The following is a 24,567-nucleotide window of genomic DNA, read 5'->3' as shown; positions in this document are numbered from 1 at the left end:
ATAGCTCGATCGGCTCTGTCGTTGATCCAACTCTGTTGCCCCTTTCGCTGCCCTTTCGTGCAACCCGGTCGGCACGTATACAGAGTGGCCCACATATACAAGACTGGACGGCGGTGTCTACTCTCGGAACATGCCGAGGTACTCTGCCGAGCAAATTTACGGTTTCGCCCGCCGGGCCGGCTTCTCGCCGGACGAGTCGGCCACCATGACCGCGATCGCGCTGGCCGAGTCGAACGGCAACTCCAAGGCACACAACGCGGTCGGGGAAGACTCGCGCGGCCTCTGGCAGATCAACGGCAAGGCCCACCCGGACTTCCTGACCAAGTACAACCTCTTCGATCCGATCGACAACGCGAAGGCGGCCTTCGAGATCTCCCACCGCGGCGAGGACATCTCGCCGTGGACGACGACGCACGGCGGCCTCAGCTCGCCTTACGTCCGGTTCAAAGAGGATGCTCAGGCCGCCGCGATCGCGTACGGCGACGGCGCCGGCCGCGGCGTGTTCACCGGCACCCGCGCCTACGGCGACCACAAGCCCGCCCACGACGGCAACGACCCGGCGGGCGCGGCGCTGCACGACGTGGCCGGCTCGCCGTCGTCGTCGACCCTGGCCGCGTTCGCGGCGCCGGCGGCCGCGCCGGCCGGCAACAACGCCGCTCTCGGCACTTTCCTCGATGTCGCCAAGGCGCAAATCGGTGATCGTTACGTGTTCGGCGCCGAGGTCAAACTGAGCGACCCCAATCCGAGTGTTTTCGACTGCTCGGAATTCACGCAGTGGGCCGCTTTCCAGGCCGGCGCGAAAATCCCGGACGGCGCCACCGCGCAATATCTGCACTTCAAAGAAAAAGGTCTGCTGATTGATCCGGCGCAGGCGAAGAACACGCCGGGCGCGCTGCTGTTCTCCTTCGACCGCGAGCCGCGCCCCGGCGACGGCCGCACCCCGGGCGCCCACGTCGCGATCAGCCTCGGCAACGGCAAGGTCGTCGAGGCCGCCAACCCGCGGGTCGGCGTGCGCGAGTCCAACGCCGGCGACCGGTTCGAGTTCGCGGCGATCATCCCGGGCATCTCCGACGGCACCGCCACCCCGATCGCCAACCCGGTCATGCAGCCGCTGTCCACGCTGGTGCCGCAGACGCTGCCCGCGACGCCCTTCGTGCCGCCTCCCGCGCCGCAGCTCGGCGGCCCCGACACCGACCGGGACGGGCTCAGCGACGCCCTCGAGCGCCGCTACGGGATGGACCCGCTGCGCGCCGACACCGACGGCGACAACCTGACCGACGCGCAGGAAATGATCACGTACGGGACCGACGCGCGAAAGGCGGACAGCGACGGCGACAGCCTGAACGACGCGTTCGAGCTCGCCCAGGGTCTCGACCCGCGCTCGCCCGACTCCGACAACGACGGCCACCTGGACGGCGCGCTCACCCCGCTCGCGCAGACCGACACCGATCAGGACGGCCTCGACGACAACCTCGAGCGGGTGCTCGGCTTCAACGCGCAGGTCGCCGACTCCGACTCGGACGGCTTCAGCGACGCCCTCGAGTACCACTCGGGGTCCAACGCGCTCGACCCCAACGACAACCCGCTGCTGCACCAGCCCGGCCAGCAGCAGAATCCGCTCGGCCAGCAGCAGAACCCGCTGGGGCAGCAAGTCAACCCCCTGGGCCAGCAGGTCAACACGCTGGGCCAGCAGGTCAACCCCTTGGGGCAGCCGCTCGACTCGCTCGGCCAGCAGAACCCGCTCGGCCAGCAGCCGGGCGTGTCGGCCCTCGCCGATCAGATACCCGGCGGTCAGCTAACCGACGTCACCGATCTTCAGTGAGTGGGTTGATGCGACGATCGTGGACGTGGAGCTGACCCTGCCCGACGAGCCGGTGGCCTTGGCGCCCGGCGTGCCCACGCGCGTGCCCGTCCAGCTGCGCAACCCGTACGCGCAGCCGCTCGACCTGCGGATCTTCCTGGCCCGCGGGCGCGCCGCCGCGTGGGCCACCGTCGACCCGCCCGCGGTCAGCCTCGCGCCCGGCCAGACCGTCGAGGTCGCCGTGGTGCTGCAGACGCCGCCCGAGCAGCCGCCGAGCTCCTCGCTGGTGCCGTTCACGGTGCACGCCGAGGAGGCGTCGACCGGCGAGCCGGCCGGCTACGCGACCGCGCTGCTCAAGGTCGCGCTGCCGGTCCCGGTCACCGGGTCGCTGGTCGCCCGGCGCGAGAAGCACACGTACGACCTGTGGCTCGCCAACGACACCCAGCGGGCCGCTCCCCTGCGAATCACCGCGCAGCTCGACCCGCCGTCCGGCTCGGCGCGCGTGGAACCGGACGCGGTGCTGCTCGAACCAGGTATGAAGGCCCAGGTGACGGTGCGGGCCAAACCCGGCCGGCCGATCACCGGGCAGCCCCGGTCCTGGGCGCTGGTGGTCAAGGTCTCCGATGTGTACGACGCGGAGCGCGAGCCCTACCTGACCCAGGTCGCGACCGGGCGCAGCAAGCCGGTGGTGCGTGCCTTCGTGCTGGCCACGGTCGCGGCGCTGGTGTGCGTGGCGGCGGCCGCGGCGATCGCTCTGAACGGCGGAGGGAAGGGCCTGTTCTCGTTCCGCGGGAAGAACGCGGCGACGACCCAGCCGGCCGTCACCCCGGTGACCGTCGGGCGGCCGTACGCGTTGATCGAGGTGTTCCCGCACAAGGGCGCGGACGGGGGCAAGGCCGCGGCGCAGGCCGAGCAACAGAAGCTGGCGGCGCAGGGCATGCCTCTGCGGCTCATCGACAGCCTCTCGTCGGATGTGCTCGCCGACGAGCAGGGTGGATTCTGGGTGCTGCTGCAGGACGGTTTCCAGGGAACGGCGCAGGCGGACGCCTACTGCGCGCAGTGGCGCACGGTCGCGCCGAAATGCCAGGTCACGTCATAGGGTCGGGAGCGTGAGGATGCAGTACGGGTTGGGGATCGACCTCGGCACCACCCACACCGCCGCGGCGGTCTGGGCGGAGGGCCGGGTCGAGGTCGCGCGCCTGGGTGGGCGGCGCGCCGAGATCCCGTCGCTGGTCTTCGTGAAGCCCGACGGCGGGTTGCTGATCGGCGAGGCGGCCGAGCGGCGCGGGCAGTCCGAGCCGGCCCGGCTGGCGCGCGAGTTCAAGCGCCGCATGGGCGACCCGGTGCCGATCCTGGTGGGCGGGGCGCCGTTCTCGGCCCACGCGCTCACGGCGAAGCTGCTGCGGCACGTGCTCGACACGGTGAGCCAACTGCAAGACGCGCCGCCGGCGGCGATCATGGTCACCCATCCGGCGAACTGGGGGCCGTACAAGAAGGAACAGCTCGATCAGGCCGTACGCCTCGCCGACGCTGGGACGGTGCAGATGCGCAGCGAGCCCGAAGCGGCCGCGCTGCAGCACGCCACGGCCCGGCGGATCGCCGGCGGCGAGACCGTGGCGGTGTACGACCTCGGCGGCGGGACCTTCGACGTCGCGGTGCTGCGCCGCGACGGGGACGGGTTCGTGGTGCTCGGCGAGCCCGAGGGCATCGAGCAGCTCGGCGGGATCGACTTCGACGAGGCCGTGTTCGGGTACGTGCTGGGGGTGCTCGGGAGCAAGGCCGAGGGGATGGACCCGGCCGATCCTGAGGCGATGGCGGCGCTCTCGCGGCTGCGCCGGGACTGTGTGGAGGCCAAGGAAGCGCTGTCCTTCGACACCGAGACGATGATTCCGGTCGCGCTGCCCGGGCTGCACACGCGGGTACGGCTGAACCGGTCCGAGCTGGAAGCGATGATCCAGCCCTCGCTGTCCGACACGGTGGCGGCCACGGCGCGGGCGCTGCGCGGGGCGGGGGTCGAGCCGTCACAGCTCAGCGCGATCCTGCTGGCGGGTGGGTCGTCGCGGATCCCGCTGGTGTCGCAGCTGTTGTCGACCGAGTTCCAGCGGCCGGTGGTGGCCGATCCACATCCGGAGCACAGCATCGCCATGGGCGCGGCGGTGGCGACGGCCGCGGTGCTGGGCGGCGGGTCGCCGTTCTCGGCGGCGGCGCCGCCACCTCGGCCCTCCCCCGAGCAGGCCCGCACCGGCAACGCGACATTGGTGGACATGCCCGCCGGTGGGTATTCGCCGGTTTCGTCGCCGCAGAGAGGCGGAGCCGCGGCGGCGGGGGCGGCGGCCGCGGGTGCTGCGGCGGGGCTTTCGACGGCGGCGCCGGCCGGTAACGGGGCGATCCCGGTCGCGCCCGGGTACGGCGGGAACAACCCGGTAAGCGGCGGCGCGCCCGCATATGGCGGTAACGCGCCGGTCAGCGGCGGGCCGTCCAACTACGCGGGGGCCACGCCGGCCACACCGACCTACGGCGGCAACGCCCCGGTCAGCGGCGGCTACGGCGGCAACACGCCCGTCAATGGCGGCTACGGCGGCAACGCCCCGGTCAGCGGCGGCCACGGAGCCAACGCGCCCGTCAGCGGCGGCTACGGCGGCAACGCGCCCGTCAGCGGCGGGGGCGCACCGCCCTACGGCCAGGGCGCCGCGCCGGGCGGGGTCTCGTATGCGGCCGGCTCCGCCGCGATCCCGGGGACGACCCCGGCTTCCCCATCGCCCGGGGGCGGCCCGGGCGTGCCCGGGAACGGTGCCCCGGGCGTACCCGGGCAAGGCGGAACCAATATCCCCTGGCCGCCACCACCGCTTCCGGCGCCGCCGGGTGGCGACAAGCGCAACGTCGCGCGGATCGTCATGGTGGGCGCGCTCGCCGTCGCGCTGCTGGCCGGCGGCACGACGGCCGCGCTGATCCTGCTCAACAACAAGGACGACAGCACGGGCGGGGCGGCGCCGACCACGCCGGCTACCACGCCGCCCGTCTCGGCCGCCGCGCAGGAGCAGGCCGGGGCCATGCCGACCGACACGATGCTGATCCGGGTCGACACCGGCGGCGAGAAGCTGCCGTCACGCAAGTCCAGGATCTACTCGTTCACGCCGGGCAGCACGAAGCGCACGCTGCTGCCGGACACGCAGGTGGGCGACGTGCTGCCGAAGTGGTCGCACAACCGGGAGAAGATCGCGATCACCCACTCCTCGCAGGACGGCAAGAGCAGCGAGATCGTGGTGATGAACGCCGACGGCAGCGACCGGCACCGGGTCGCCGACGACGCGGGCGGGCGGGTGGCGTGGTCGGCCGACGACTCGAAGATCGCCTTCATGAAGAAGATCGACGGCACCGGCCAGATCGTCGTGCTCGACCTCGGTACCCGCAAGCTCCGGCAGCTCACCCACTCGTCGACCGTCAAGGACGACGCGATGTGGTCGCCGGACGGCAACTCGATCCTGTACTGGCTGGACCAGGACGGGATCAAGCAGATCTACGAGCTTCAGGTCGCCGACCCGCAGGAGCCGGGGCGGCCCATCACCGGGCCCGAGGTGGGCCCCGCGAACGACCCGGTCTACTCGCCGGACGGCAAGAAGGTGCTGTTCACCCGGGAGCTCGACGGCAACAAGACCTCCGACATCTGGATGGTCGACATCGACGGGAAGAACGCGCACCAGGTCACCTCGAACCCGGCGCGGGAGATGGACCCGACCTGGTCGCCGGACGGCACGTGGTTCGCGTTCGTACGCGGCGACATCCCCGAACCGACCGTGGTGGCGGTGCGGGCCGACGGCAAGGACGAGGTGCTGCTGACGGCGCCCGGGGCGCGCGAGGGTCACCCCTGCTGGTTCTAGCCTCTCGAGAAGATGATCGCCTCGCAGCTGCGGGCCACCGCGCGGGCCGCGGTTTTGAGCTCGCGCGGCGAGAAGGGATGCTCGGCGATCGACTGCCATCTCGCGAGGGCGTCCCGCGCCGCGGCGGCGATGCGCTCCGGCGCGGCGTCCTTGGGCAAACCCAATCTCGCGTACGGGGCGGCGCCCGCCCCGCCGAGCAGCAGGTCCATCTCGGCCAGTTGGTCGTCGGTGCCCGGCAACCGGCCCGAGCGCACCTGATGCAGGAGTCGTAGCTCGACGAACTCGTGCGCGCTGGCACGGATCCGCTCGGCCTCGGCGGCCAGCGGCGAGCCCACCGGGATGCACTCGTCGAGCACGGCGAGCGCGGAGCGGGCCTTGAGCACCTCGGAGCGGCCCACGAACTGGGCGGCGAACACTTCGCGCAGGCGCTCGATGCCGCTGTGCTCGGTGAGCTCACGGGCCAGGCCGCCCGAATCGGTGACGGCGCCCTCGCGGATGAGGCGCACCGACAGCCGTACGCCGAACAGCCCGAGCCGTTGCAGCACGCGGGCCCGGTGCTCGCCCGAGGCGGCGAACCGGTCGGCGGTGAGCAGCAGCTCGACGACCTCGTCCATCGGCTCGGCCGCCACCCCGGCGAGGACCCGGAACTCCTCCTCGCGCAGCGTCGCGCCCGCCGCGCCGAGCAGCCCCGCTACGGGCACGACGACCGGGCAGAGCCGCCGCAGCCGCTCGTCGGAGGCGTAGCGGGCGGCCACCTTCGCCGCCGAGGCCATCGCGTCGAGCCGGCATCCGCCGATCTCGTCGGCGCGGGAGAGCACGCCGACCGCGTTGACCGGGGTGCCGCTGGCCAGGCCGTCGCCGTGGAACGACTCGAGGAAGCGGACATCGCTGCCGTGCATGTGCCGCAGCAGGTAGATCACGGCGTCGGTCTGCGCGGCCCGTTCCCCCTCGGCCTCGAGGAACGCCATGGTCCGCAGCGAGACGTCGGTGGAGAGCGAGGCGATCCCCGGCGTGTCGATCAGCGTGTGCTGCCGCAGCCGGCTGCTGGGCACCCGCACCTCGAGGTGGTCGACCTGCTCGGCGGGCCGCCCGAGGTTGATCTGCACGGCGCCGTCGCGCCGGGTGAACGGGCGCGGCTCGGCGCTGCCGTCGGCGAGGTAGGCGGTGACCTCATAGGTGCGGCCGTCGGCGTACCAGGTGACGATGCGGGTGCACTCCCCCGCGTCGGTGGCCGCCAGTTCCTCGCCGACCAGGGCGTTGAGCAGGGTGGACTTGCCGGCCTTGATCTTGCCGGCGATGGCCACCCGCAACGGCTCGTCGACGCGCCGCCGCGCCTGCGCCAGCCGGGCATCGCGCGTTCCGGCGACAGCCCGGTCGAGCAGCACCCGCACCTGATCGAGAAGGTTCACGCGCTCACGCCGCCAGCTGGTCGAGGCGGCGGCGCTGGTCGGCCAGCTGGCCCTCGCGCCGGCGGCGCTGCTCGGGCGGGAGCTCGGCGATCTCGCGGACGGCGGCGGCGGTCGCGGCGGCGGAGCGCTCGACGGCCTGGGCCCGGGTGGCGAACTCGTCGCGCAGGAAGCGCTGGGTGCGGCGGATGGCCTCGCGGCAGTCGCGCCCGACGTGGAAGCCGACGTCGTCGACGTACCGGCGCAGCTCGCCCTTGGCCTGCAGCCGCCGCTGCTCGACCTGCCGCTCCCGCTCGCTCTTGATCATGCGGCGGCCCAGGGTCATGCCGGCGAGCAGCCCGATCGGGGCGAGGGCGAGGCTGAAGAACGCCCCCACCGCCCCGATCATGTAGATGCCGCCGTAGGTGACCCGGGCCGCCGTGAACGCCCCGAGGAACTGCTGCATGCCCGACTTGCGGAAGCTCACGTCCAGCTCGTCCACCTTGCGCAGGGCCAGCTCGGGCGCCGGGAGGTCGACGTCGAGGCTGTCGTACTCGAGGCCGAACCGCTCGGCCACGTCGTGCGCGAGCTGCTCGGTGCGGGTGACCAGCAGCATCAGGTTGTCGACCGCCGCGGACGCGGCCTCGCGCTGCGCCCAGGCCTGGAAGTCGCGCCACGTCTCCTTGGGGTCGGACTCGTCGATCAGGTCCTCGCCGCGGCGCAGCATCAGGCGCAGCCTCTCCCGCAGGTCGTGCTCGACATCGGAGCTGAGGTCCTGGATGCCGTCGCCGAGCACGGTCTGCCACGACCCGCCGGCCAGCCAGGCGCTGCGGCGCGTCTTCTCGGTGTACCGCCGCACCACCTCGGGCGACTTGGCCGGCGCGGCCGCGACCGCCTGCTCGGCGTCGACGCGCTCCCGCAGCTGCGACACCACGAAGCTCAGCTCGGCCCGCGCCGCCGCGACCTTGGTGGCGGCCGCCGCGCCCAGCACGTCGCGCCGCAGCAGGTCGACCAGCCGCGGGAAGCCGGACTCCTCGTTGAGCTGCGTGGAGTCGCGGGCCTGCGCCCGCATCCGCAGGAACGAGGAGACCGCCACGATCGGCACGTCCAGCCCCGCCCGCTCGAAATGCCCCTGGTTGATCTCGACGATCCGCCGCCACTCCCCATAGAGGTCGATCTTGGTGACCACGCAGAACGCCCGCGGGCACCGCTCCAGCGCCCGCCGCAGGAACTCGACCTCGGGCGCCGTCAGCTCCTGGGCCGCATCGGTCACGAACAGCGCGGCTCCTGCCAGCGAGAGCGCCGCCAGCGTCAGGTTTCCCTGGGCGGAGTCGAGCCCGCCCACCCCCGGCGTGTCGATGATCGACAGGCCGGCCCCCAGCAGCCGCCGATCGAGCCGGACCTCGACACCGCGTGGCGCCGGGTCGCCGCCCCCTTCGGTGATGTGCCGCCGGAGCTCGTCGAACGGGATCGGCACCGGCTCGTCGGCGCCGTCGACCCGCAGGTAGGCCGAGGGCGGCCGGCCGTACCGCAGGATCGTCGGGACCGCCGTCACGATGTCGGCGTCCACCGGGCAGATGTCGGTGCGCAGCAGCGCGTTGACCAGCGTGCTCTTGCCCTGCTTGAACTCACCGACGACGGCGACCGTCGCCTCTTCCGACCGGAGCCGCTCGGCCGCGAGATCGAGCCGCCCGACCAGGTCGCCCCGCCCCGAGGCCGCCGCGAGGGCACGAGCCTCCCCCAGCCCGGCAAGCACATCGCCCCCAGGCCGCCCCACTCGCGACGCCGCCGAGGTAACCACCCGCCGCCCTCTCCTCCGTCGCCGTTCCGCCGCCGGTCCGCCCGGACCCCGCGCCGGCTACCCGGCCATTCTCCACCCACCGAGCACGTCGTCACGGCGCGGCCCGAACCGGTCGGAACGACCAGCGTGAGTCCACGCCGCATTCGGATCAATACCCGCACCGGATGGGCTGTCCGCAGGACAGAAATCCGACACTCATCAGACCCTGTCCATGTGCGACCTTATGTGTCGGTCGTTCGCACCCTGATGAACGCTCCTTAAGCCACCGCACGTCGTCGTTTCCCGGTGCCGCGCACATCTGGCACAGGCTGAGATGTAGGCGTGCACCCCGATGGCCCACTACGATCCTTGAGCCCGGTTCTTTGGCGGGCTCCCGAGACCCTCCGCACGTACCTCGCGGCACGGCACCCCGCGAGGTGCGTGCGGAGCCTTTTCGGCGTGCGGTGTGGCTCTCGGCAACGGCGACCGTGGTCCCGGAAGCTACCGGCGAGTAGATTGCGGGGTGTGACGACCCACGAGGTGTTCAACCAGCCGCCGCCCCTGGTCGACTACGACGTCTCGGCCGATGCCGCGCTGCTCGCGGGCGTCGCGCGGGAAGGCGCGCCGTGGGCGGTCGGCGACCTGCACCGGCTCGGCAAGCTCGCCGGGACGGCGGAGCCGCAGCGGTGGGCCGACGAGGCGAACCGCTACGAGCCGCGGCTGGTCACCCATGACCGGTACGGCCATCGCGTCGACGAGGTCGAGTTCCACCCGTCCTGGCACAGCCTGATGTCGGTCGCCGTGGGCGAAGGTCTCGCGGGGGCGGCGTGGGCTTCGGAGAAACCGGGCGCCCACGTGGCCCGGGCCGCCGGCCTCTTCCTCTGGTCGCAGGTCGAGGCGGGCCATTCCTGCCCGATCTCGATGACCTACGCGGTCATTCCGGCGCTGAGGGCGAATCCCGATTTGTCGCTCCTTTATGAACCACTGCTGACCAGCACGGAGTACGACCCGGGACTGCGCACTCCGGCCACCAAGAAGGGCCTCCTGGCCGGCATGGGCATGACCGAGAAGCAGGGCGGCTCGGACGTGCGCGCCAACACCACCACCGCTGTGGCCCAGAGCGACGGCACCTACCGCCTCACCGGCCACAAGTGGTTCACCAGCGCCCCCATGTGCGACCTGTTCCTGGTCTTGGCCCAGACAAAGTCGGGCTTGTCCTGCTTCATGGTGCCAAGGGTGCTGCCGAACGGCGAACGGAACATCTTCCGTATCCAGCGCTTGAAGGACAAACTCGGCAACCGGAGCAACGCCTCCAGCGAGCCCGAGTTCGAGAACACCACGGCCTGGCTGGTCGGCGACGAGGGCCGCGGCGTCCGCACCATCATCGAGATGGTCGCGATGACCCGCCTCGACTGCGTCACCGGCTCCGCCTCCGGCATGCGCGCCGCCCTCAACCAGGCCATCCACCACGCCCGCCACCGCAAGGCCTTCGGCAAGCTCCTCGCCGACCAGCCCGCCATGCGCAACGTCCTGGCCGACCTCGCCATCGAGTCCGAAGCCGCGACCGTCCTCGCCATGCGCCTGGCCGGCGCCGTCGACCGCGACGAGCAGGCCGTCAAGCGCCTCGCCATCGCCGTCGGCAAGTTCTGGGTGTGCAAGCGCCAGCCCGTCGTGGTCGGCGAGGCCCTCGAGTGCCTGGGCGGCAACGGCTACGTCGAAGATTCCGGACTTCCCCGCCTCTACCGGGACGCCCCGCTCAACTCGATCTGGGAGGGCTCCGGCAACGTGCAGGCCCTCGACGTCCTGCGCACGCTGGGCCGCGAGCCCGACAGCCTCGACGCGCTGCTCGCCGAGGTGACCGGCGCGGACGGAAGAATCGACGACGCCGTCAAAAAGCTGGCGAACGAGAAACCGGACGAGGGTCAGGCCCGGCGCATCGTCGAGCGGATGGCCGTACTCCTGCAGGCATCGCTGCTGGTGCGGCACGCCCCCGCCGAGGTCTCCGACGCCTTCCTCGCGACCCGCCTGGCCGGCGACTGGGGCCACACGTTCGGCACGCTGCCCGCCGGCGTCGACACGGCGGCGATCCTCGAGCGGGCCGCACCCGCTTAGCAACGTGACCGCTCTCATACCGCCCCGTCCGCGGCCGATTCGCTGGACGTGCGGGCATGGTGGACGTGGGTTGCGGTCGGGGTGCTGGTCTGCCTCGGCTATCCCCTGCTGCCCGAGGAGAGCGTCGCCTCCACGGTCGTCTACAACGGTCTCGGGGGCATCTCGTTCCTGGTGATCCTGGTGGGGGTGCGGCGCAACCGCCCGCCCGACGCGGGCGCGTGGTTGCTGTTCGCGGCGGGCGTCATCACGTTCGTGGCGGCCGACATCGTGTACGAGGTGAGCGGCCTGGTCCTCGGCACCCACCCGTACCCGTACTGGGACGACGCGCTGTACTTCCTCGCGTACCCGATGCTCTGGCTCGGCATGTTGCGGACCGGCCGCTTCCGCGGTCGCGCACGCGGCCCGATGGATCTCGCCGGGGCCATCGACGCGGCGGTGATCGCGGTCGCGGTGGGCCTGGTCTACTGGGTGTTCCTCATCCAGCCGACTCTCGGCGACTTCGGCACCCCGATGGCCCAGCGCCTCGTCACGGTCGCCTACCCCACCTTCGACGTGCTGATGTGCACGGTCGTCACCATCCTGCTGACCCGGGCCGGCGGCCGCACCCCCAGCGTGCTGCTGCTTGCCCTCGGCTGCGCCCTCACGCTGACCGGCGACGTCGTCTGGAATCTCACCGAGACGTTCGCCAGCTACTCCGGCAGCCTGATCAACGCGGTCTTCCTGCTCGGCTACGTGAGCTGGGCGGCCGCCGCCCTGCACCCGTCGGCCCATCCCCCGCCGGCCACCGCGCGCGCCCTCGACCGCATCGGGCGCGGCCGGCTGGGTCTGCTCGCCGGGTGCACGCTGCTGGTGCCGGCGGTCCTGTTCATCCAGGGCATGCGCAACGACGAGATCAACTGGCTGGCGGTGGGCGTCGGCGCGGTCGCGCTGTTCCTGCTCGTGCTGGCCCGCCTCGCCGGCTTCGTCGGCCAGGTGCAGGAGCAGGCCGACCGCCTCGAGTCCCTGGCGATGCGCGACGACCTGACCGGGCTGGCCAACCGCCGCCGCTTCGAGCAGGCGGTCACCGAGGCGGTCGCGCACGGCTCGGCCCAGGTCTGCCTGCTCGACCTCAACGACTTCAAGGTCGTCAACGACCTGCACGGGCACCACATCGGCGACCGGCTGCTGGTCGCGGTGGCGCACCGCCTCACCGACGCGCTGCGCGAGCACGACGTGGTGGCCCGGATGGGCGGCGACGAGTTCGCGGTGCTCGCCCCGGCCGCCACCGCCGAGGACGGCGACGCGGTGGTGCGGCGGCTGACCGACGCTCTGCGTGAGCCTCTCGTGGTCGGCGGGCACCACCTGCTGGTCGCGGCGACGATCGGCATCGCGGACGCCACCGGCCACGACGACCCGGTCGAGGTGCTGCGCCGCGCCGACGTGGCGATGTACGCGGCCAAGGAGGGCGGCAGCCGCCAGCACCGGCGCTACTCCCCCGACCTCGACGAACGGGCCGGCGAGGCCGCGCGGCTCGGCGTCGAGATGCGGATGGGCCTGGACACCGGGCAGTTCCGCATGGTCTACCAGCCGATCGTCGGCCTGCCCGAGGGCCGCACCCTCTACGTCGAGTCGCTGGTGCGCTGGCAGCACCCGGCGCGCGGGTTCGTGAGCCCGGCCGATTTCATCCCGGTCGCCGAGCAGAACGGGCTGATCGTCGAGCTGGGCGAGTGGATCCTGCGGACCGCGTGTGCCAAGTTCATGGCCTGGCTGGACGAGCACGACGAGTACGCGCCGAGCCGGATCAGCGTGAACGTGTCGGCGCGGCAGCTCAACGAGCCGGGCTTCGTGGCGGTGGTGGCCGACGTCCTCGAGAAGACCGGCATCCCGGCCGGCAGCCTCATCGTCGAGGTGACCGAAACGGCGGTGTTCGGCGGCGGCACGGCGGTGCAGGCGGTGAAGGACATCCACACGCTGGGCGTGCGGATCGCGCTGGACGACTTCGGCACCGGGCACTCGTCGCTGGGGCTGCTGCAGACCGTGCCGGTGGACGTGCTCAAGGTCGACAAGTCGTTCGTCGACAACCTCACCATGGCCGGCCGGCACGCGGTGATCGCGACCGCGCTCATCCAGGTCAGCAACGGGCTCGGGCTGACCGCGGTGGCCGAGGGCGTGGAGACCGCCGAGCAGGCGGCCGAGCTGCACCGGCTCGGCTACCAGTTCGCGCAGGGCTACCACTTCGGCAAGCCGGTGGCCGAGCCGGACTTCCGCGCGGCGGCGGTGGCGGTCCAGTAGATCACCGGTAGGGTGCCCGGGTGGCGCTGGGCAAGGACTTCCGGCGGCTGTGGGCCGCGTACGCGATCAGTGAGACCGGCACCGGCCTGGCCTACGGCGCGATGCCGCTGGTCGCGGTGCTCGTGCTCGAGGTGCCCGAGTTCCAGGTGTCGCTGCTCGCGGCGCTCGGCGGGCTCGCCGCGGCGGCGCTCGCCCTGCCGGCCGGGCCGTGGATCGAGTTCCGGCGCAAGCGGCCCGTGATGATCGGGGCGGACCTGACGCGGTCGCTGGCGATCCTCAGCGTGCCGATCGCGGCGGCGGCCGGGCTCCTCAGCTACGCGCAGCTGTGCGTGGTGGCGGTCGTGCAGGCGGCCGGGGCGATCGTCTTCACGTCGGCGAGCGGCTCGCACCTCAAGGCGCTCGTGGGCCCGGAAGATCGGGCGACGGCCAACGGGCGGTTCGAGGCGACGTTCTGGACGGCGTACAGCGCGGGGCCGCCGCTGGGCGGGGCGCTGACCTCGGCGCTGGGCGTCTGGTGGACCCTCACGGCCGATGCGGTCAGCTTCCTGCTCTCCGCCGTCGGGGTACGACGCATCAAGGCGCCCGAACCGGCGCCGCCACCGCGCGAGGTCACGAATTTCAAGGGCAGATTGTCGGAAATAGCGGGCGGCTGGCGCTATATCGTGAAACATCGCGGGATGCGGATACTGTTCATCAACTCGCAGATCTTCGGCGCCGCGATGATGGCCGCTTCCCCGCTGCTCAACGTGCTGATGCTCGCCGAATTGCATTTTCCCGCCTGGCAATACGGTCTCGCCTGGGGGCTGCCCTGCATCGGGGGCATCGTGGGCGCGCTCTGCCTCAAACCGCTCAACAACCGATTCGGCGAGCGCCGCGTCCTGCTCATCGCCGGCGCCGGGCGGGCCCTTTGGCTGCCATTTCTCGCGTTCATGCCGCCCGGCGTACCCGGCCTGATGTTGATCATCGCCGTCGAATTTCTCGCCCTTTTCGGCTCCGGCGTCTTCAACCCGAGCTTCGCGACCTATCGCATGACGAACACCGAGGACGGTTACCTGTCGAGGGTCATCGCCTGCTGGTCGATCTCGTCGCGCACCGCCCAGCCGATCGGCATCGTCCTGGGCGGCGCGCTGGCCGCCTTCACCAGCGTCCGCGTCGCGCTGCTGATCTGCGGGCTGATCGTCCTTTCCAGCGCCGCGATACTGCCGTGGAAAAGCCGCGTCACCGAGGACCAAGCAATTCTCGTACGCTAGAAAGAAGCTCTTCCTGCGAGATCGGCGCGACATTTCCGCCGGTGCGGGCGTCCTGCATGGCCTTGGCCAGCTGCACGCGCCGGAGCACCTCTTTGATGTCGGCGCCGGTCATGCCGTGGCTGGCGTGCGCGAGCGCCTGCAGGTCGAGGTCGTCGGCGAACATCTGGAAGCCGGGCAGCTCGTGCGCCGCGATCAGCGCCCGGATCATCTTGCGGAAGATCTCGGCCCGGCTCGCCTCGTCGGGCTTCGGCACGCTGAGCTTGACGTCGAAGCGGCCCGACCGGATCAGCGAGTCGTCGACCCGGTGCGGGAAGTTCGTGGTCGCCACCACGATCACGTTCGGGTTCTCCTCGATCAGGTCGTTCATCTCCTGCTTGAAGATGCCGGCGACCGCGTTGAGCGCCTGACTGGCCGCGTCGCCGCCCGCGCCCGCGTAGCTGACGATCGAGTCGAACTCGTCGAACAGCATCAGCGTCGGCACCCGGTAGCGGCGCGCGTCCCGGAAGATCTGCTTGATGTTGCGCTCCGAGCCGCCGAGCCACTTGTCGAGGATCTCCGGGGTGCGGATCTCGCGGAAGTCGGCGCCGATCTCGTTGGCCAGGGCGCGGGACAGCATCGTCTTGCCGGTGCCGGGCGGCCCGTACATCAGAACGCCCTGGGGCCGGCGGGCGCCCCACCGCGCCATCGCCTCCGGATGCCGGAACGACACCGCGATCTCGCGCAGCTCGGCCACGATCTCGGCGAGCCCGCCCACCATGTCGAGCGTGACCGACTGCGTGGTGGCCGGCTTGGCCGGCATCGCCTCGCGGCTGACCACGTAGCGCCGGCCCGACAGCGATTCCGGCCCCGCCAGCTCGATCACGGTCTGCAGCATGAGCCCGACGAAGGCCTGCAGGTGAGCCGGGGTCACGTCGTCGCGCGGCACCTCGGCGAGCAGCCGCACGACGGTCCCGCTCTCGTCGTAGGTCACGGTCGCCTGCAGGCCGACGACGGCGTCGGCGAGGGTGGCGGGCCGGCGATTGGCCGGCGGCTGGGTGGGTTTGTCGAGACCCAGCTTCTTGTACGCGGCGACGGCCGCCGAACCTACGCTGTCGACGATTCTGGTGGCGATCGGGTCGCCCTGCTCGATGCGCTTGGCGAGCAGCACGCCGACCGGATCGTTGCCGAGCACCAGCCTGCGGATGCGCTCCTTCGAGTACGGCTCGTCGGCCGTGCTGATCGCGGCCGAGAACACGTGCGCCGGCCCGCCGGGCCGCTCGGCGCTCGACACGCTCAGGTCGACGCGCCTCACCGGCTCGGGCCAGGTGGCGCGCCGCAGCAGGTCAACCGGGTTGACCCGGGCCGCCGCCAGCAATGTCGCCGCGTCGATCATCTCGACGGTGGCGCCCGCGTACTCGAAGGTCTCGCCGCGCTGCCTCGCATCAGACATGCACCAAGAGTGACACGCCCGATCCAAACAAGCTCGGACCAGGCGATGCCCGCCCTCGGCGTGCAGGGTCGTGCCGGTGATGAACTCGTTGCCCATCAGGCGCGGCCGGGAATTCGGTCGCCGGGGCGGCGGCGCGGTGGCAGCATCGGCGGGCATGGGAGACCCGCCCGTGGTTCTTCGCCGGTGGGCGTCCGGCCGGCCGCGCGGCGTGCCACACGTCGAGATCGCCTGCGACGAGTCGGGCTTCGCCGGCGGCAACCTCGTCGGCGGCCACGCGCCCGTGCTGGCGCACGCCTCGGTCCGGGTCGACGAGGCGACCGCCGCCGCGGTGATGGCCGGCCTGCGCGAGCGGATGGACGGCGGCCCGCGGGGCGAGCTCAAGGCCGGCGCGCTGCTGCGCCGGCCCGCTCTCGCCCACGACCTGCTCGCCGCCGGCGGGCCACTGGCCGGCGCCGCCCGCGTCCACCTCGTCGACACCGTGTACTTCGCGCTCTGCCGCCTCGCCGACCTGCTCACCGCGCCCGAGGCCGGGCCGATGTCGCCCATCTCGTCGCGCCCGGCGCCGCGCGGCACCGACATCCCCGGCCGCACCCCGGCCGCCCGCCACGCCGCGCGCGTCCTGCATGCCCACGGCCCCGCCACCTACGGCCCCGACCGGTGGCGGCGCTTCCTCACGAGCGCGTCCGACCTGATGCGCACCAACAGCCGCTGGACCCGGCCCGAGCCCGTGGCCCCCTTCGCCGCCGCCCTCGACGACCTGCTCACCACGCCGGGCGAGGTCGCCGATGTCCTGCGCCCGATGCGCGATCGGCTCCCGGCCGCCGCGGCTGCCCGCGCCGCGCTCAAGGCCGACCCCAAGCTCCCCACCCTGCTCGAGCCGGTCGTCCCGGCCCTCGCCCGCGCCGTCGCCCTGTGGGCCCCCGCCGAGGGCACCCTCTCGGTGGTCCACGACGACCAGTCCGCCGTCACTCCCGAGCGGATCGCCACGATCGCCGCCGGCACCGGCCTCGTCGAGGTCACCCTGGTCGACTCCCGCACCGACCCACGCGTCCAGGTCGCCGACCTGCTCGCCGGCCTGGCCCGCCGCGTGGCCGGCGACCACCTGGCCGGCGTCACCCACCTCGACGATTCCCTCACCGCTCTGCTTCGGCCGATCATCGACCCCGGCTCGACCTGGGCCGACACCGGAAGCTGGGCAGCGCTGACCGGCGCGAGCACCGACGAAGGCGGCGGAGACCCGGTGCCGTCGCGCCCGGTCCCCGCCGCGTGAAATCAGCTCGCGATCTGCCACACGTACGTCTGAGGCGCCCTGGCCACCGCGGACCGGAAGTTGGCCTCGACCGCCGCGATCTCCGCGGCGCTGGGGTTGGCGTTCGTGCAGGAGACCGCCGCGCTGCTGCCCGACATCAGATCCGAGCACAGGCCGGTGCGCCGGTCGGGCAGGCCGAGGATGTGCCCGAACTCGTGGGCCGCGATCCGTGGCGGGTAGTAGCCGTCGTTGACCGCCTCGCGCCCCATCCACCAGCGGCCGTTGCCGAGCGACGTGGTCTGGGTGCGGGGCCAGCCGTTGTCGGCGAGGACGCGGATGTTCGGGGTGCGGCCGGCCGGGACCGGCCTGAGCTGCACGTTCGCGACGCGGGCGTTCCAGATGCTGGCGCCCTGGTTGACGACGGAGACGAACTCCTGCGCCTGACTGGCGTCGTAGTAGAGGATCCGCGGCGCGGCCTGGGCGGGGGTGGCGCCGGCGGCGGCGAGGGCGAAGGCGGCCAGGAGTGCTGCCGCCCACCTGCGGAGATGCATGGTTCCTCCTCATGTCGGGGGTTCCACGACTATAGAAGTTCGTCTATTTAAGGCGGGCATACCAGTTGCACCCCGGAGGCAGCGCGATGACGAGGGCTTGAGGTGGAGCGCGCTCCAGGTTCTAAGTTCGAGCGCAGGACGACATCGGGGAGGATCCACCATGGACACCAGGGAATTCGGGCAGCTCGGCCGGGTCAGTGCGCTCACGCTCGGCGGCGGCGGCATCGCGGGCGTCTGGGGACGCACCGACCGCGCCGAGGCCGTCGCGACCGTCCGGGCCGCGCTCGACGCCGGGATCACCATGCTCGACCTCGCGCCCAGCTACGGCGTCGACGCCGAGTCGGAGCGCGCCGCCGGCGAGGCGCTGCGCCCCTCGGACGAGGTCATGATCACGACGAAGGTGCAGCTGCCCGACGGCGAGGGCGACATCCGCCGCAGCCTGCACGACAGCCTCACCCGCCTCCGCCGCGACCACGTCGACCTGTTCCTGCTGCACTCCCAGCTGCTCCCGCGCGACGGATCGTCGACGTGGCCCGGCAACATCACCTGGCAGCGCTACCGCGACGAGGTGGTGCCGGAGTTCGAGCGGTTGCGCGCCGAGGGCCTGATCCGGGCGTGGGGCATCACGGCCGTCGGCCATCCGGACGCCGTCCTCGACGCGCTGCGCGAGGCCCCGCGCCCCGAGGCCGCGCAGGTCGTCGTCAACGCCATGGACATGAGCGGCGACCTGTGGGGTTTCGGCGACGTGGCGCCGGCCGGCGACGCCATCCTGCGGGTGGCCAACGGCAACGGCGTTCCGGTCATCGGCATCCGCGCGGTCGCGGCGGGCTCGCTGACCTCGTCGCTCGACCGCGACGTGCCGGCCGGTCACCCGGCGGCGGCCGACTTCGCGCGGGCCGAGCCGTTCCGCAAGCTGGCGGCCGAGCTCGGCGAGTCGCCCGCGGCGCTGGCGCACCGCTACGCGCTGACGGTTCCGGGCGTGGCGACGGTCGTGCTCGGCGTCAAGAACCGCGAGGAGCTGGCCGAATGTGTGGCGGCCGAGGCGCGGGGCCCGCTGCGCGACGAGGAGCTGCGCGCGGTGGTCGCGCTCAATTCCTAGATTTCGTAAGGGGAGAGCAGCGCCGCCTCAGCCCCGCACCAGCTCCAGGATCGTGTCCATGGCGGCCAGCTTCGCCGCTCCGGCGCCGAGCAGCTCGTCCGGCACGATCAGCTCGTCGAGGCCGATCTCGCGGTACTCGGCGATCGCGTCGGCCAGCTTCGCCCGGCTTCCGCCGATGACCGGGGTCGCGCCGAGGTCGTCCGGGATCGGGGCATCCACGGAGACGAGTGCTTGAGCCGTACGCGAGATCGCCTTGGAATCTCGGCCGGCCTCGGCGCAGAACCTGTCCAGCACGTCGGACTTGTGCTTGATCACCGAAGGCAGGCCCCAGGCATTCCACATGTCCGCGTATTTCGCAACTATGCCGAGCATGCGCTGTTCGCCCTTCGCGCCGATCATCAGCGGCAGCGGGCTCTGCAGCGGCTTCGGCTCGCACACCGCCTCCGCGACGTCGTAGTACTTGCCGCGGACGGTGGTGCGCGGCTCCCGCAGCAAGCCCAGCATGACCTGCACCGCCTCCCCGAAGCGGTCGATCAGCTCCGTGCGCGGCGGCAGCGCGATCCCGTATTCGCGGTGCTCGTTGACCTGCCAGCCCGCGCCGACCCCGAGGATGAACCGGCCGCCGCTGATGTGGTCGACGGTCGCCGCCATGTTGGCCACGACGGCCGGATGCCGGTAGGTGTTGCCGTAGACCAGCGTTCCGATCCGCACCCGCGGCACGACCGCGCCGAGGGCCGCCACCACCGAGCCGCACTCGAGGATCGGCCCGGTGTCGTCCTCGTCGTTGGGCATGAAGTGGTCGGCGAACCAGACGCCGTCCCAACCGGTGTCGGCCGCGTGCCGGGCCATCGACAGCACCTCGGCGAAGGGGTGCTCGGCGCCGGGCCAGATAGAGATCCGCATGAGCGGAGCCTACGGTCTGCCACCAGCGCTCCCCCGTCAGACGGCTGTGCCGGGCGGCGACTTCAGCAGTGCCGCCGCCTCCTCGACATACCCGCCCCGGCCCGACCGCAGCGCGTCGGCTGCCAGCCGGAGCAGGTCGATGTTGACCCCCGCCGCCCCGCTCGGGTCGTGGACCTTGAGCTTCACGTCGAGGCTGACCGCCGTCCCGCCCCAGCCGCGCGCCTCGATGTTGAGGTGGGCGACCTTCTCCGACCCGAGCTGCGGCAGATACCCCAGCGGCGCCATCTGCACGATGTCCGACCCGACCGCGTTCACCTTCGACTGCTTCTTGGTGTTCGGGTTCTCCGCGAGGTTGCGGAAGTCCTCGGTGCCCCCGAGGTTCACCTGGTACGAGCTGACCAACGTGAGCCCCCGCTCCTCGAGAAGCCGCAACAGCGTCCGATGCAGCACCGACGTGCCGAACTGGCTGGCCAGGTCGTCTCCGATCAGCGGCAGCCCCGCCTGCTCGAAGCGCGCCAGGCACCCCGCGTCGCGCGCGACCGCGTCCGATGTGGTGTTGATGAACGCCGCCCCCGCCTTCAGCGCTGCCGCGGCGTAGGCCCGGGCCGTATCCGTACGCCCGCTGGGCGCCGAGTACAGCACCACCTCGACGCCCTCGAGAACGGAAGCCACCCGATCCACCTCGGCCATGTCGACCAGCCCGCGTTGGACCGTCACCCCGGACGGCGCGAGCGACGCGATCCGCGGAAAGTTGTTGGGCGGCGCGAAGATCGCCGAGTGCAGGTCGCTGCCCACCTTGTCGCCCGACAGCGCGAAGGCCGCCACCACGTCGACGTCCCCCACGCCCAGCCCGGCGATCTCGGCCCGGTTGACCCCGATCAGGCTCCCGGTCTCCCGGTAGAACGCGATCCCCTGCACCAGCGCCGACGTGTTGTTCCCGACCCCGACCACCGCGACCCGCACCTTCTCGATCATGGCGGGAAGCCTAGAAGCCACGAGCAACGTCCGGGGACGTTAGGTTGCGGAGATGCCGATCGACTTCGAGGACCCCGATGTCATCCGCGACCCCTACCCGGCCCTGGCAAAGCTGAGGGAGCAGGCGCCGGTGAGCCGGCACGAGCCGACCGGCATGTGGCTGGCCGCGTCCCACGCCGCCGCCGACGCGGTCCTGCGCGATCGCCGCGTGGGCCGGTTCTGGACCGACCGCGAGCCCGCCGAGGTCTGGGAGCCGTTCAACCTGCTGCACCGCAACCAGATGATGGAGAACGAGCCGCCCGACCACACCCGCCTGCGCTCGCTGGTGGCGAAGGCCTTCGCCCGTGGCCACGTCGAGCGCCTGCGGCCCGCCGTCGCCGCCGAGGCCACCCGCCTGGTCCAGGAGGCCGGCCCCGAGTTCGACCTTCTCACCGCCGTCGCCGAGCCCCTCGCCGTGACCGTCATCGCCGAGCTGCTGGGCGTCCCGCGGCCGGACCGCCACCTTCTGCGGCCCTGGTCGGCGGCGATCGTGCGGATGTACGAGGTCTCCCGCACCCCCGAGAAGGAGGCCGCGGCCCGCACGGCGTGCCGCGAGTTCGCCGATTACCTGCGCGACCTGGCCGCCGAACGCGCCGCGAACCCCCGCGACGACCTGATCAGCCACCTCGTCGCCGTGCGCGACGGCACCGACCGCCTCGATGCCGACGAGCTGCTGGCCTCCGCGATCCTGCTGCTCAACGCCGGCCACGAGGCCTCGGTCAACGCCCTCGGTGGCGGCGTGGTCGCCCTTGTTCGCCATCCCGCTCAGCTCGAGCGCCTCCAGCAGGACCGCGCGCTGGTCCCCACCGCGGCGGAGGAAATGATCCGTTACGATCCGCCCCTGCACCTTTTCGTCAGGACAGCAGCGACAGATACGGAAATATCTGGCACGACGATTCCGGCCGGCGGGCAGATCGCAGCGCTCCTGGGCGCCGCCAATCGCGATCCGGCAGTCTTCCGCGAACCCGACACCTTCGACATCGCCCGGGACCCCAACCCTCACCTGGGCTTCGGCGCCGGCCTCCACTTCTGCCTCGGCGCGCCCCTGGCCCGCATCGAGCTCCAGGCCGCCCTGGCCGCCCTGCTCGATCACGCGCCGCACCTGGAGCTGACCGCCGACCCCATCCACCGCCCGACCTTCGTGCTGCGCGCGTTCACCGAGGTCAGGCTGCGAGCGTAGCCTTCTCGACCGCCCCCACCAGCACCTCGTCCCCAGCAAGATCAGGAGCCAGAAGCGACAGCACATCGCGTACGTCGCCCGCACGCTCCCGGAACGGCGCGGCCCCCGCGTCGGCAACCGGCGCGCCCACCCCGCGCAGATGATCGATCCACGCGGCCACGATCCGTACCGCGCCCGGCGGGATCCGGCCGGCCGCCACCTCGCCCCGCAGCACCGGCAGCACCCGGATCGGCACCTTCTGCGAGCCGTCCGCCGCGATCTGCGCGAGCGTGTGCCGGATGCGCCGGTTCCCGAACCGGGTGAGCAGCGCCTCCCGATACGCCGCGATCTCCGCCGGCGGCAGCGGCACGTAGCGGGCCGCCTCGTCCCACCATTGCGCCAGCCAGGCGCGGCACTCGGGATCCGCGACCGCGTCGGCCACCGTCTCATGGCCGCGCGCGCTCCCGGCGTACGCGAGAAGAGAGTGACCCCCGTTGAGCAGCAGGAGTTTCCGCTGCTCGTGCGGGGTGATGTCGGAGACGAACCGCGCTCCCCCGGCCTCCCAGCGCGGCCGCCCGGACGGGAAGACGCCGCTGAGCACCCACTCGGTGAACGGCTCGGTGACCACGGGGACGGCATCGTCGAAACCGGTCAGCGTCACCGCCGCGCGCACGTCCTCATCGGTCGTGCGGGGCGTGATGCGGTCGACCATGCTGGTCACGAACGAGACGTTGTCCCTGATCCAGGGCACCAGGGCGGGCTCGGCGAGCGTGGTGAAGTCGAGCAGCACCCTCGCGGCCGCCTCGCCGTTGGCCGGCAGGTTGTCGCACGGCACGATCGCTATCGGACCGGCGCCCGAGAGGCGTCGCTCGGCGAGACCGGCCATGAGCCGGCCCGGCACGGTCTGCACGGGGTCGCCGCGCAGCCACGCGCTCACGTCGGCGGCGGCCCGGCTCTCGTCCAGGCCGCCGTCGGCGCCGCGCAGATAGCCCGCCTCGGTCACCGTCAGCGACACGACGGCCGTGCCTGGCGAGGCCAGGTGGTCACGCCAGGCTTGGTGGTCGTTCGACGCGTACGCCGTGTGCACGGCGCCGATGATCTCGGCTTCGTCGTGCTCGGGTCCCCGGACCAGCAGCGTGTACCGCCCGTGCTGGGCGTTGAGGGCCGCGGCCGCGCCCGGGGACCGGCCGGTGAACGCCGCGATCGGCCACTCCCCGGCGTCCGGCGCGACCGACGTGTACCACGCCTGGTGCGCCCGGAAGAAGTTGCCGAGCCCCACGTGCACGATGCGCATGGGTCCATCGTGGTTGGCACCGACCGGCCCGGCAACCGGATCTCAGCAGCCGTTGCGCATCGCGCTCACGGCCACGTCGTCGTACCAGAGGGTGTCGGCGCCGGAGCCGTAGCTCTCCCAGCCGAGCTTGAGGTCGGTGAGGCTGGGCCGCCAGGTGCGGTTGAGCCACTGGCCGTCGATGTCGTGGGTGGCGACGCCGTCCTCGAGCAGTCCGGGCACCGACGTGCCGTTGAGCCAGGTCTCGATGGTGCCGTCGCGGCCGTCGACCTTGAACTCGACGCAGTTCCACGTGTTGACCGGCAGCGGGGCGGAGAGGGCGACACCGGCGGGGCTCTGCTCGGGCAGCGTGGCGTCGTCGGAAGCGCGGTTGAACTGCAGCGCGCCGTTCTGGCCGCCGAAGCGCAGGTCCTTGCCGCCGTCGTTGGCGTCGCGCATGGCGACCGCGGCGACGTGCGCGGCCGGCAGGGCGGTGGTGTGCCGCACCCAGTAGCGGACGTACCAGACGTTGCTGGTCGTGCCGAGGATCGCGGTGTTGCGCACGTAGACGTGGTTGCAGTAGCCCTCGGCCCCGTTGACCCGCAACGAGGTGGCGCCGCTGTGCGCGAGAGTCTTGTCGATCGCGGCGGTGCCGGCGCCGGAGCAGTCGGGGTACGTGACGGCCCAGTTCCCGCTGGGCGCGGCGCCGGTCTGGTTCTCGAAGCCGTCGCAGATCGCGGTCGCGACACAGTTCTGGGCCGGCGGCGTGGTGGGGCCGGTGGTGGGTGGCGTGGTCGGGACGGTGGTGGGTGGCGTGGTCGTGGGTGGCGTGGTCGTGGGTGGCGTGGTCGTGGGTGGCGTCGTCGGCGTGGTCGTGGGTGCGCTCGTCGTCGGCGTCACGTCGGGCCCGCAGGCGACGCCGTTGAGGGTGAAGGCGGCCGGCGCCGGGTTGGCGGCGGCGTAGGTGCCCTGGAAGCCGAAGCTGGTCGAGCCGCCGCTGGCAAGGGTCCCGTTCCAGGCCACGTTGGTCGCCGTCACGGCGCTGCCCGATTGGGTCACGGTCGCGTTCCAGGCGTTGGTGACCTTCTGGTCGCCGGCGTAGCCCCAGGACACCGTCCACGACGTGATCGCGGTGCCGAAGTTGGTCACCTTCACGTCCGCGGTGAACCCGCCGGACCACTGGTTGACCTTGTAGTCCACCTGGCAGGCCGCCGCCGCGGTGGCCGCCGGCGCGAAGGCCACGACCATTCCCGCGCCGGCCGCCGCGGCCGCCACGCCCAGAGCCAGAACTCGCCGCATCGACTTCCTCCGTCGTCTTCGAGTGGGGGGGGGGGGGGGGGGGGGGGGGGGGGGGCGCCCCCCCGGCGGCCCCCCCCCCCCGGCCCCGACCGAAGGGTGATTTGGGGGGGGGGGGAA

The 24,567-nt window shown here is 72.2% G+C and carries 17 protein-coding genes; 9 read left to right on the top strand and 8 right to left on the bottom strand.

The window, feature by feature from the left end:
• The first annotated feature begins 130 nt into the window (after positions 1-130).
• From ACIA5D_RS15770 to ACIA5D_RS15760, 3 genes are read left to right on the top strand one after another with little or no spacing between them, the layout of a single operon-like run.
• Positions 131-1,822, top strand: coding sequence for an NlpC/P60 family protein (locus tag ACIA5D_RS15770; protein ID WP_396030617.1), 1,692 nt, complete (start codon positions 131-133; stop codon positions 1,820-1,822).
• A 25-nt stretch (positions 1,823-1,847) separates the two neighbouring features.
• A complete protein-coding gene (locus ACIA5D_RS15765) occupies positions 1,848-2,900 on the top strand; it encodes a hypothetical protein (protein WP_396030616.1) in 1,053 nt (350 codons plus the stop codon).
• 16 nt (positions 2,901-2,916) lie between these two features.
• Positions 2,917-5,679 (top strand): Hsp70 family protein, encoded by a 2,763-nt coding sequence (locus ACIA5D_RS15760; RefSeq protein WP_396031004.1) that lies wholly within the window; start codon positions 2,917-2,919, stop codon positions 5,677-5,679.
• Here ACIA5D_RS15760 and ACIA5D_RS15755 read toward each other — a convergent pair.
• Together ACIA5D_RS15755 and ACIA5D_RS15750 are read right to left on the bottom strand one after the other, a co-directional pair.
• Positions 5,676-7,088, bottom strand: a complete 1,413-nt coding sequence (locus ACIA5D_RS15755) for a dynamin family protein (protein ID WP_396030615.1) — start codon at positions 7,086-7,088, stop codon at positions 5,676-5,678. The genes ACIA5D_RS15760 and ACIA5D_RS15755 overlap by 4 nt on opposite strands.
• A gap of 4 nt (positions 7,089-7,092) precedes the next feature.
• Positions 7,093-8,820, bottom strand: coding sequence for a dynamin family protein (locus tag ACIA5D_RS15750; protein WP_396030614.1), 1,728 nt, complete (start codon positions 8,818-8,820; stop codon positions 7,093-7,095).
• Between the two features lie 549 nt (positions 8,821-9,369).
• On the opposite strand from ACIA5D_RS15750, the gene ACIA5D_RS15745 reads away from it, so the two are divergent.
• Genes ACIA5D_RS15745 through ACIA5D_RS15735 form a run of 3 tightly spaced genes read left to right on the top strand, consistent with a single transcriptional unit; the run spans position 9,370 to position 14,477 of the window.
• Entirely contained in the window at positions 9,370-10,956 is a 1,587-nt protein-coding gene (locus ACIA5D_RS15745) for an acyl-CoA dehydrogenase family protein (protein ID WP_396030613.1), read from the top strand.
• Positions 10,957-11,004: 48 nt separating this feature from the next.
• Positions 11,005-13,227 carry a putative bifunctional diguanylate cyclase/phosphodiesterase gene (locus ACIA5D_RS15740; RefSeq protein WP_396030612.1) on the top strand — a complete coding sequence of 741 codons (2,223 nt, stop codon included), beginning with the start codon at positions 11,005-11,007 and terminating at the stop codon, positions 13,225-13,227.
• A gap of 20 nt (positions 13,228-13,247) precedes the next feature.
• Positions 13,248-14,477: an MFS transporter gene (locus ACIA5D_RS15735; RefSeq protein WP_396030611.1), complete on the top strand. Its 1,230-nt coding sequence runs from the start codon at positions 13,248-13,250 to the stop codon at positions 14,475-14,477.
• Here ACIA5D_RS15735 and ACIA5D_RS15730 read toward each other — a convergent pair.
• Positions 14,446-15,906, bottom strand: a complete 1,461-nt coding sequence (locus ACIA5D_RS15730; protein WP_396030610.1) for an ATP-binding protein — start codon at positions 15,904-15,906, stop codon at positions 14,446-14,448. The two genes, ACIA5D_RS15735 and ACIA5D_RS15730, sit on opposite strands and share 32 nt — an antisense overlap.
• 154 nt (positions 15,907-16,060) lie before the next feature.
• Here ACIA5D_RS15730 and ACIA5D_RS15725 point away from each other — a divergent pair, with 154 nt between their 5' ends.
• Positions 16,061-17,176, top strand: a complete 1,116-nt coding sequence (locus tag ACIA5D_RS15725) for a hypothetical protein (RefSeq protein WP_396030609.1) — start codon at positions 16,061-16,063, stop codon at positions 17,174-17,176.
• A gap of 2 nt (positions 17,177-17,178) precedes the next feature.
• Here the strand turns inward: ACIA5D_RS15725 and ACIA5D_RS15720 are convergent, their stop codons facing one another.
• Positions 17,179-17,706, bottom strand: coding sequence for a snapalysin family zinc-dependent metalloprotease (locus ACIA5D_RS15720; protein ID WP_396030608.1), 528 nt, complete (start codon positions 17,704-17,706; stop codon positions 17,179-17,181).
• A gap of 160 nt (positions 17,707-17,866) precedes the next feature.
• Between ACIA5D_RS15720 and ACIA5D_RS15715 the strand changes: the two genes are divergently transcribed.
• Complete coding sequence (locus ACIA5D_RS15715) at positions 17,867-18,805, top strand: aldo/keto reductase (protein ID WP_396030607.1); 939 nt, start codon at positions 17,867-17,869, stop codon at positions 18,803-18,805.
• Between the two features lie 27 nt (positions 18,806-18,832).
• On the opposite strand, the gene ACIA5D_RS15710 is transcribed toward ACIA5D_RS15715, so the two are convergent.
• Positions 18,833-19,708 carry an LLM class flavin-dependent oxidoreductase gene (locus tag ACIA5D_RS15710; RefSeq protein ID WP_396030606.1) on the bottom strand — a complete coding sequence of 292 codons (876 nt, stop codon included), beginning with the start codon at positions 19,706-19,708 and terminating at the stop codon, positions 18,833-18,835.
• A 36-nt stretch (positions 19,709-19,744) separates the two neighbouring features.
• The gene (locus ACIA5D_RS15705; RefSeq protein WP_396030605.1) at positions 19,745-20,683 is read right to left on the bottom strand and encodes an inositol-3-phosphate synthase; all 939 of its coding nucleotides are present in this window, start codon (positions 20,681-20,683) and stop codon (positions 19,745-19,747) included.
• A 52-nt stretch (positions 20,684-20,735) separates the two neighbouring features.
• On the opposite strand from ACIA5D_RS15705, the gene ACIA5D_RS15700 reads away from it, so the two are divergent.
• Positions 20,736-21,902, top strand: a complete 1,167-nt coding sequence (locus ACIA5D_RS15700; RefSeq protein ID WP_396030604.1) for a cytochrome P450 — start codon at positions 20,736-20,738, stop codon at positions 21,900-21,902.
• Here ACIA5D_RS15700 and ACIA5D_RS15695 read toward each other — a convergent pair.
• Both ACIA5D_RS15695 and ACIA5D_RS15690 read right to left on the bottom strand, forming a co-directional pair.
• On the bottom strand, positions 21,886-23,175 hold the full coding sequence (locus tag ACIA5D_RS15695; RefSeq protein WP_396030603.1) for a mannitol dehydrogenase family protein: 1,290 nt from the start codon (positions 23,173-23,175) through the stop codon (positions 21,886-21,888). The two genes, ACIA5D_RS15700 and ACIA5D_RS15695, sit on opposite strands and share 17 nt — an antisense overlap.
• A 42-nt stretch (positions 23,176-23,217) precedes the next feature.
• The gene (locus ACIA5D_RS15690) at positions 23,218-24,450 is read right to left on the bottom strand and encodes a cellulose-binding domain-containing protein (RefSeq protein ID WP_396030602.1); all 1,233 of its coding nucleotides are present in this window, start codon (positions 24,448-24,450) and stop codon (positions 23,218-23,220) included.
• Between the last annotated feature and the right edge of the window lie 117 nt (positions 24,451-24,567).

Origin of the sequence: Actinoplanes sp. NPDC051513 (assembly GCF_044454685.1) — a bacterium.
GTDB lineage: Bacteria > Actinomycetota > Actinomycetes > Mycobacteriales > Micromonosporaceae > Actinoplanes.
The sequence above is the reverse complement of the archived record's forward strand: the minus strand, read 5'-3'. Positions and strand labels throughout refer to the sequence as shown.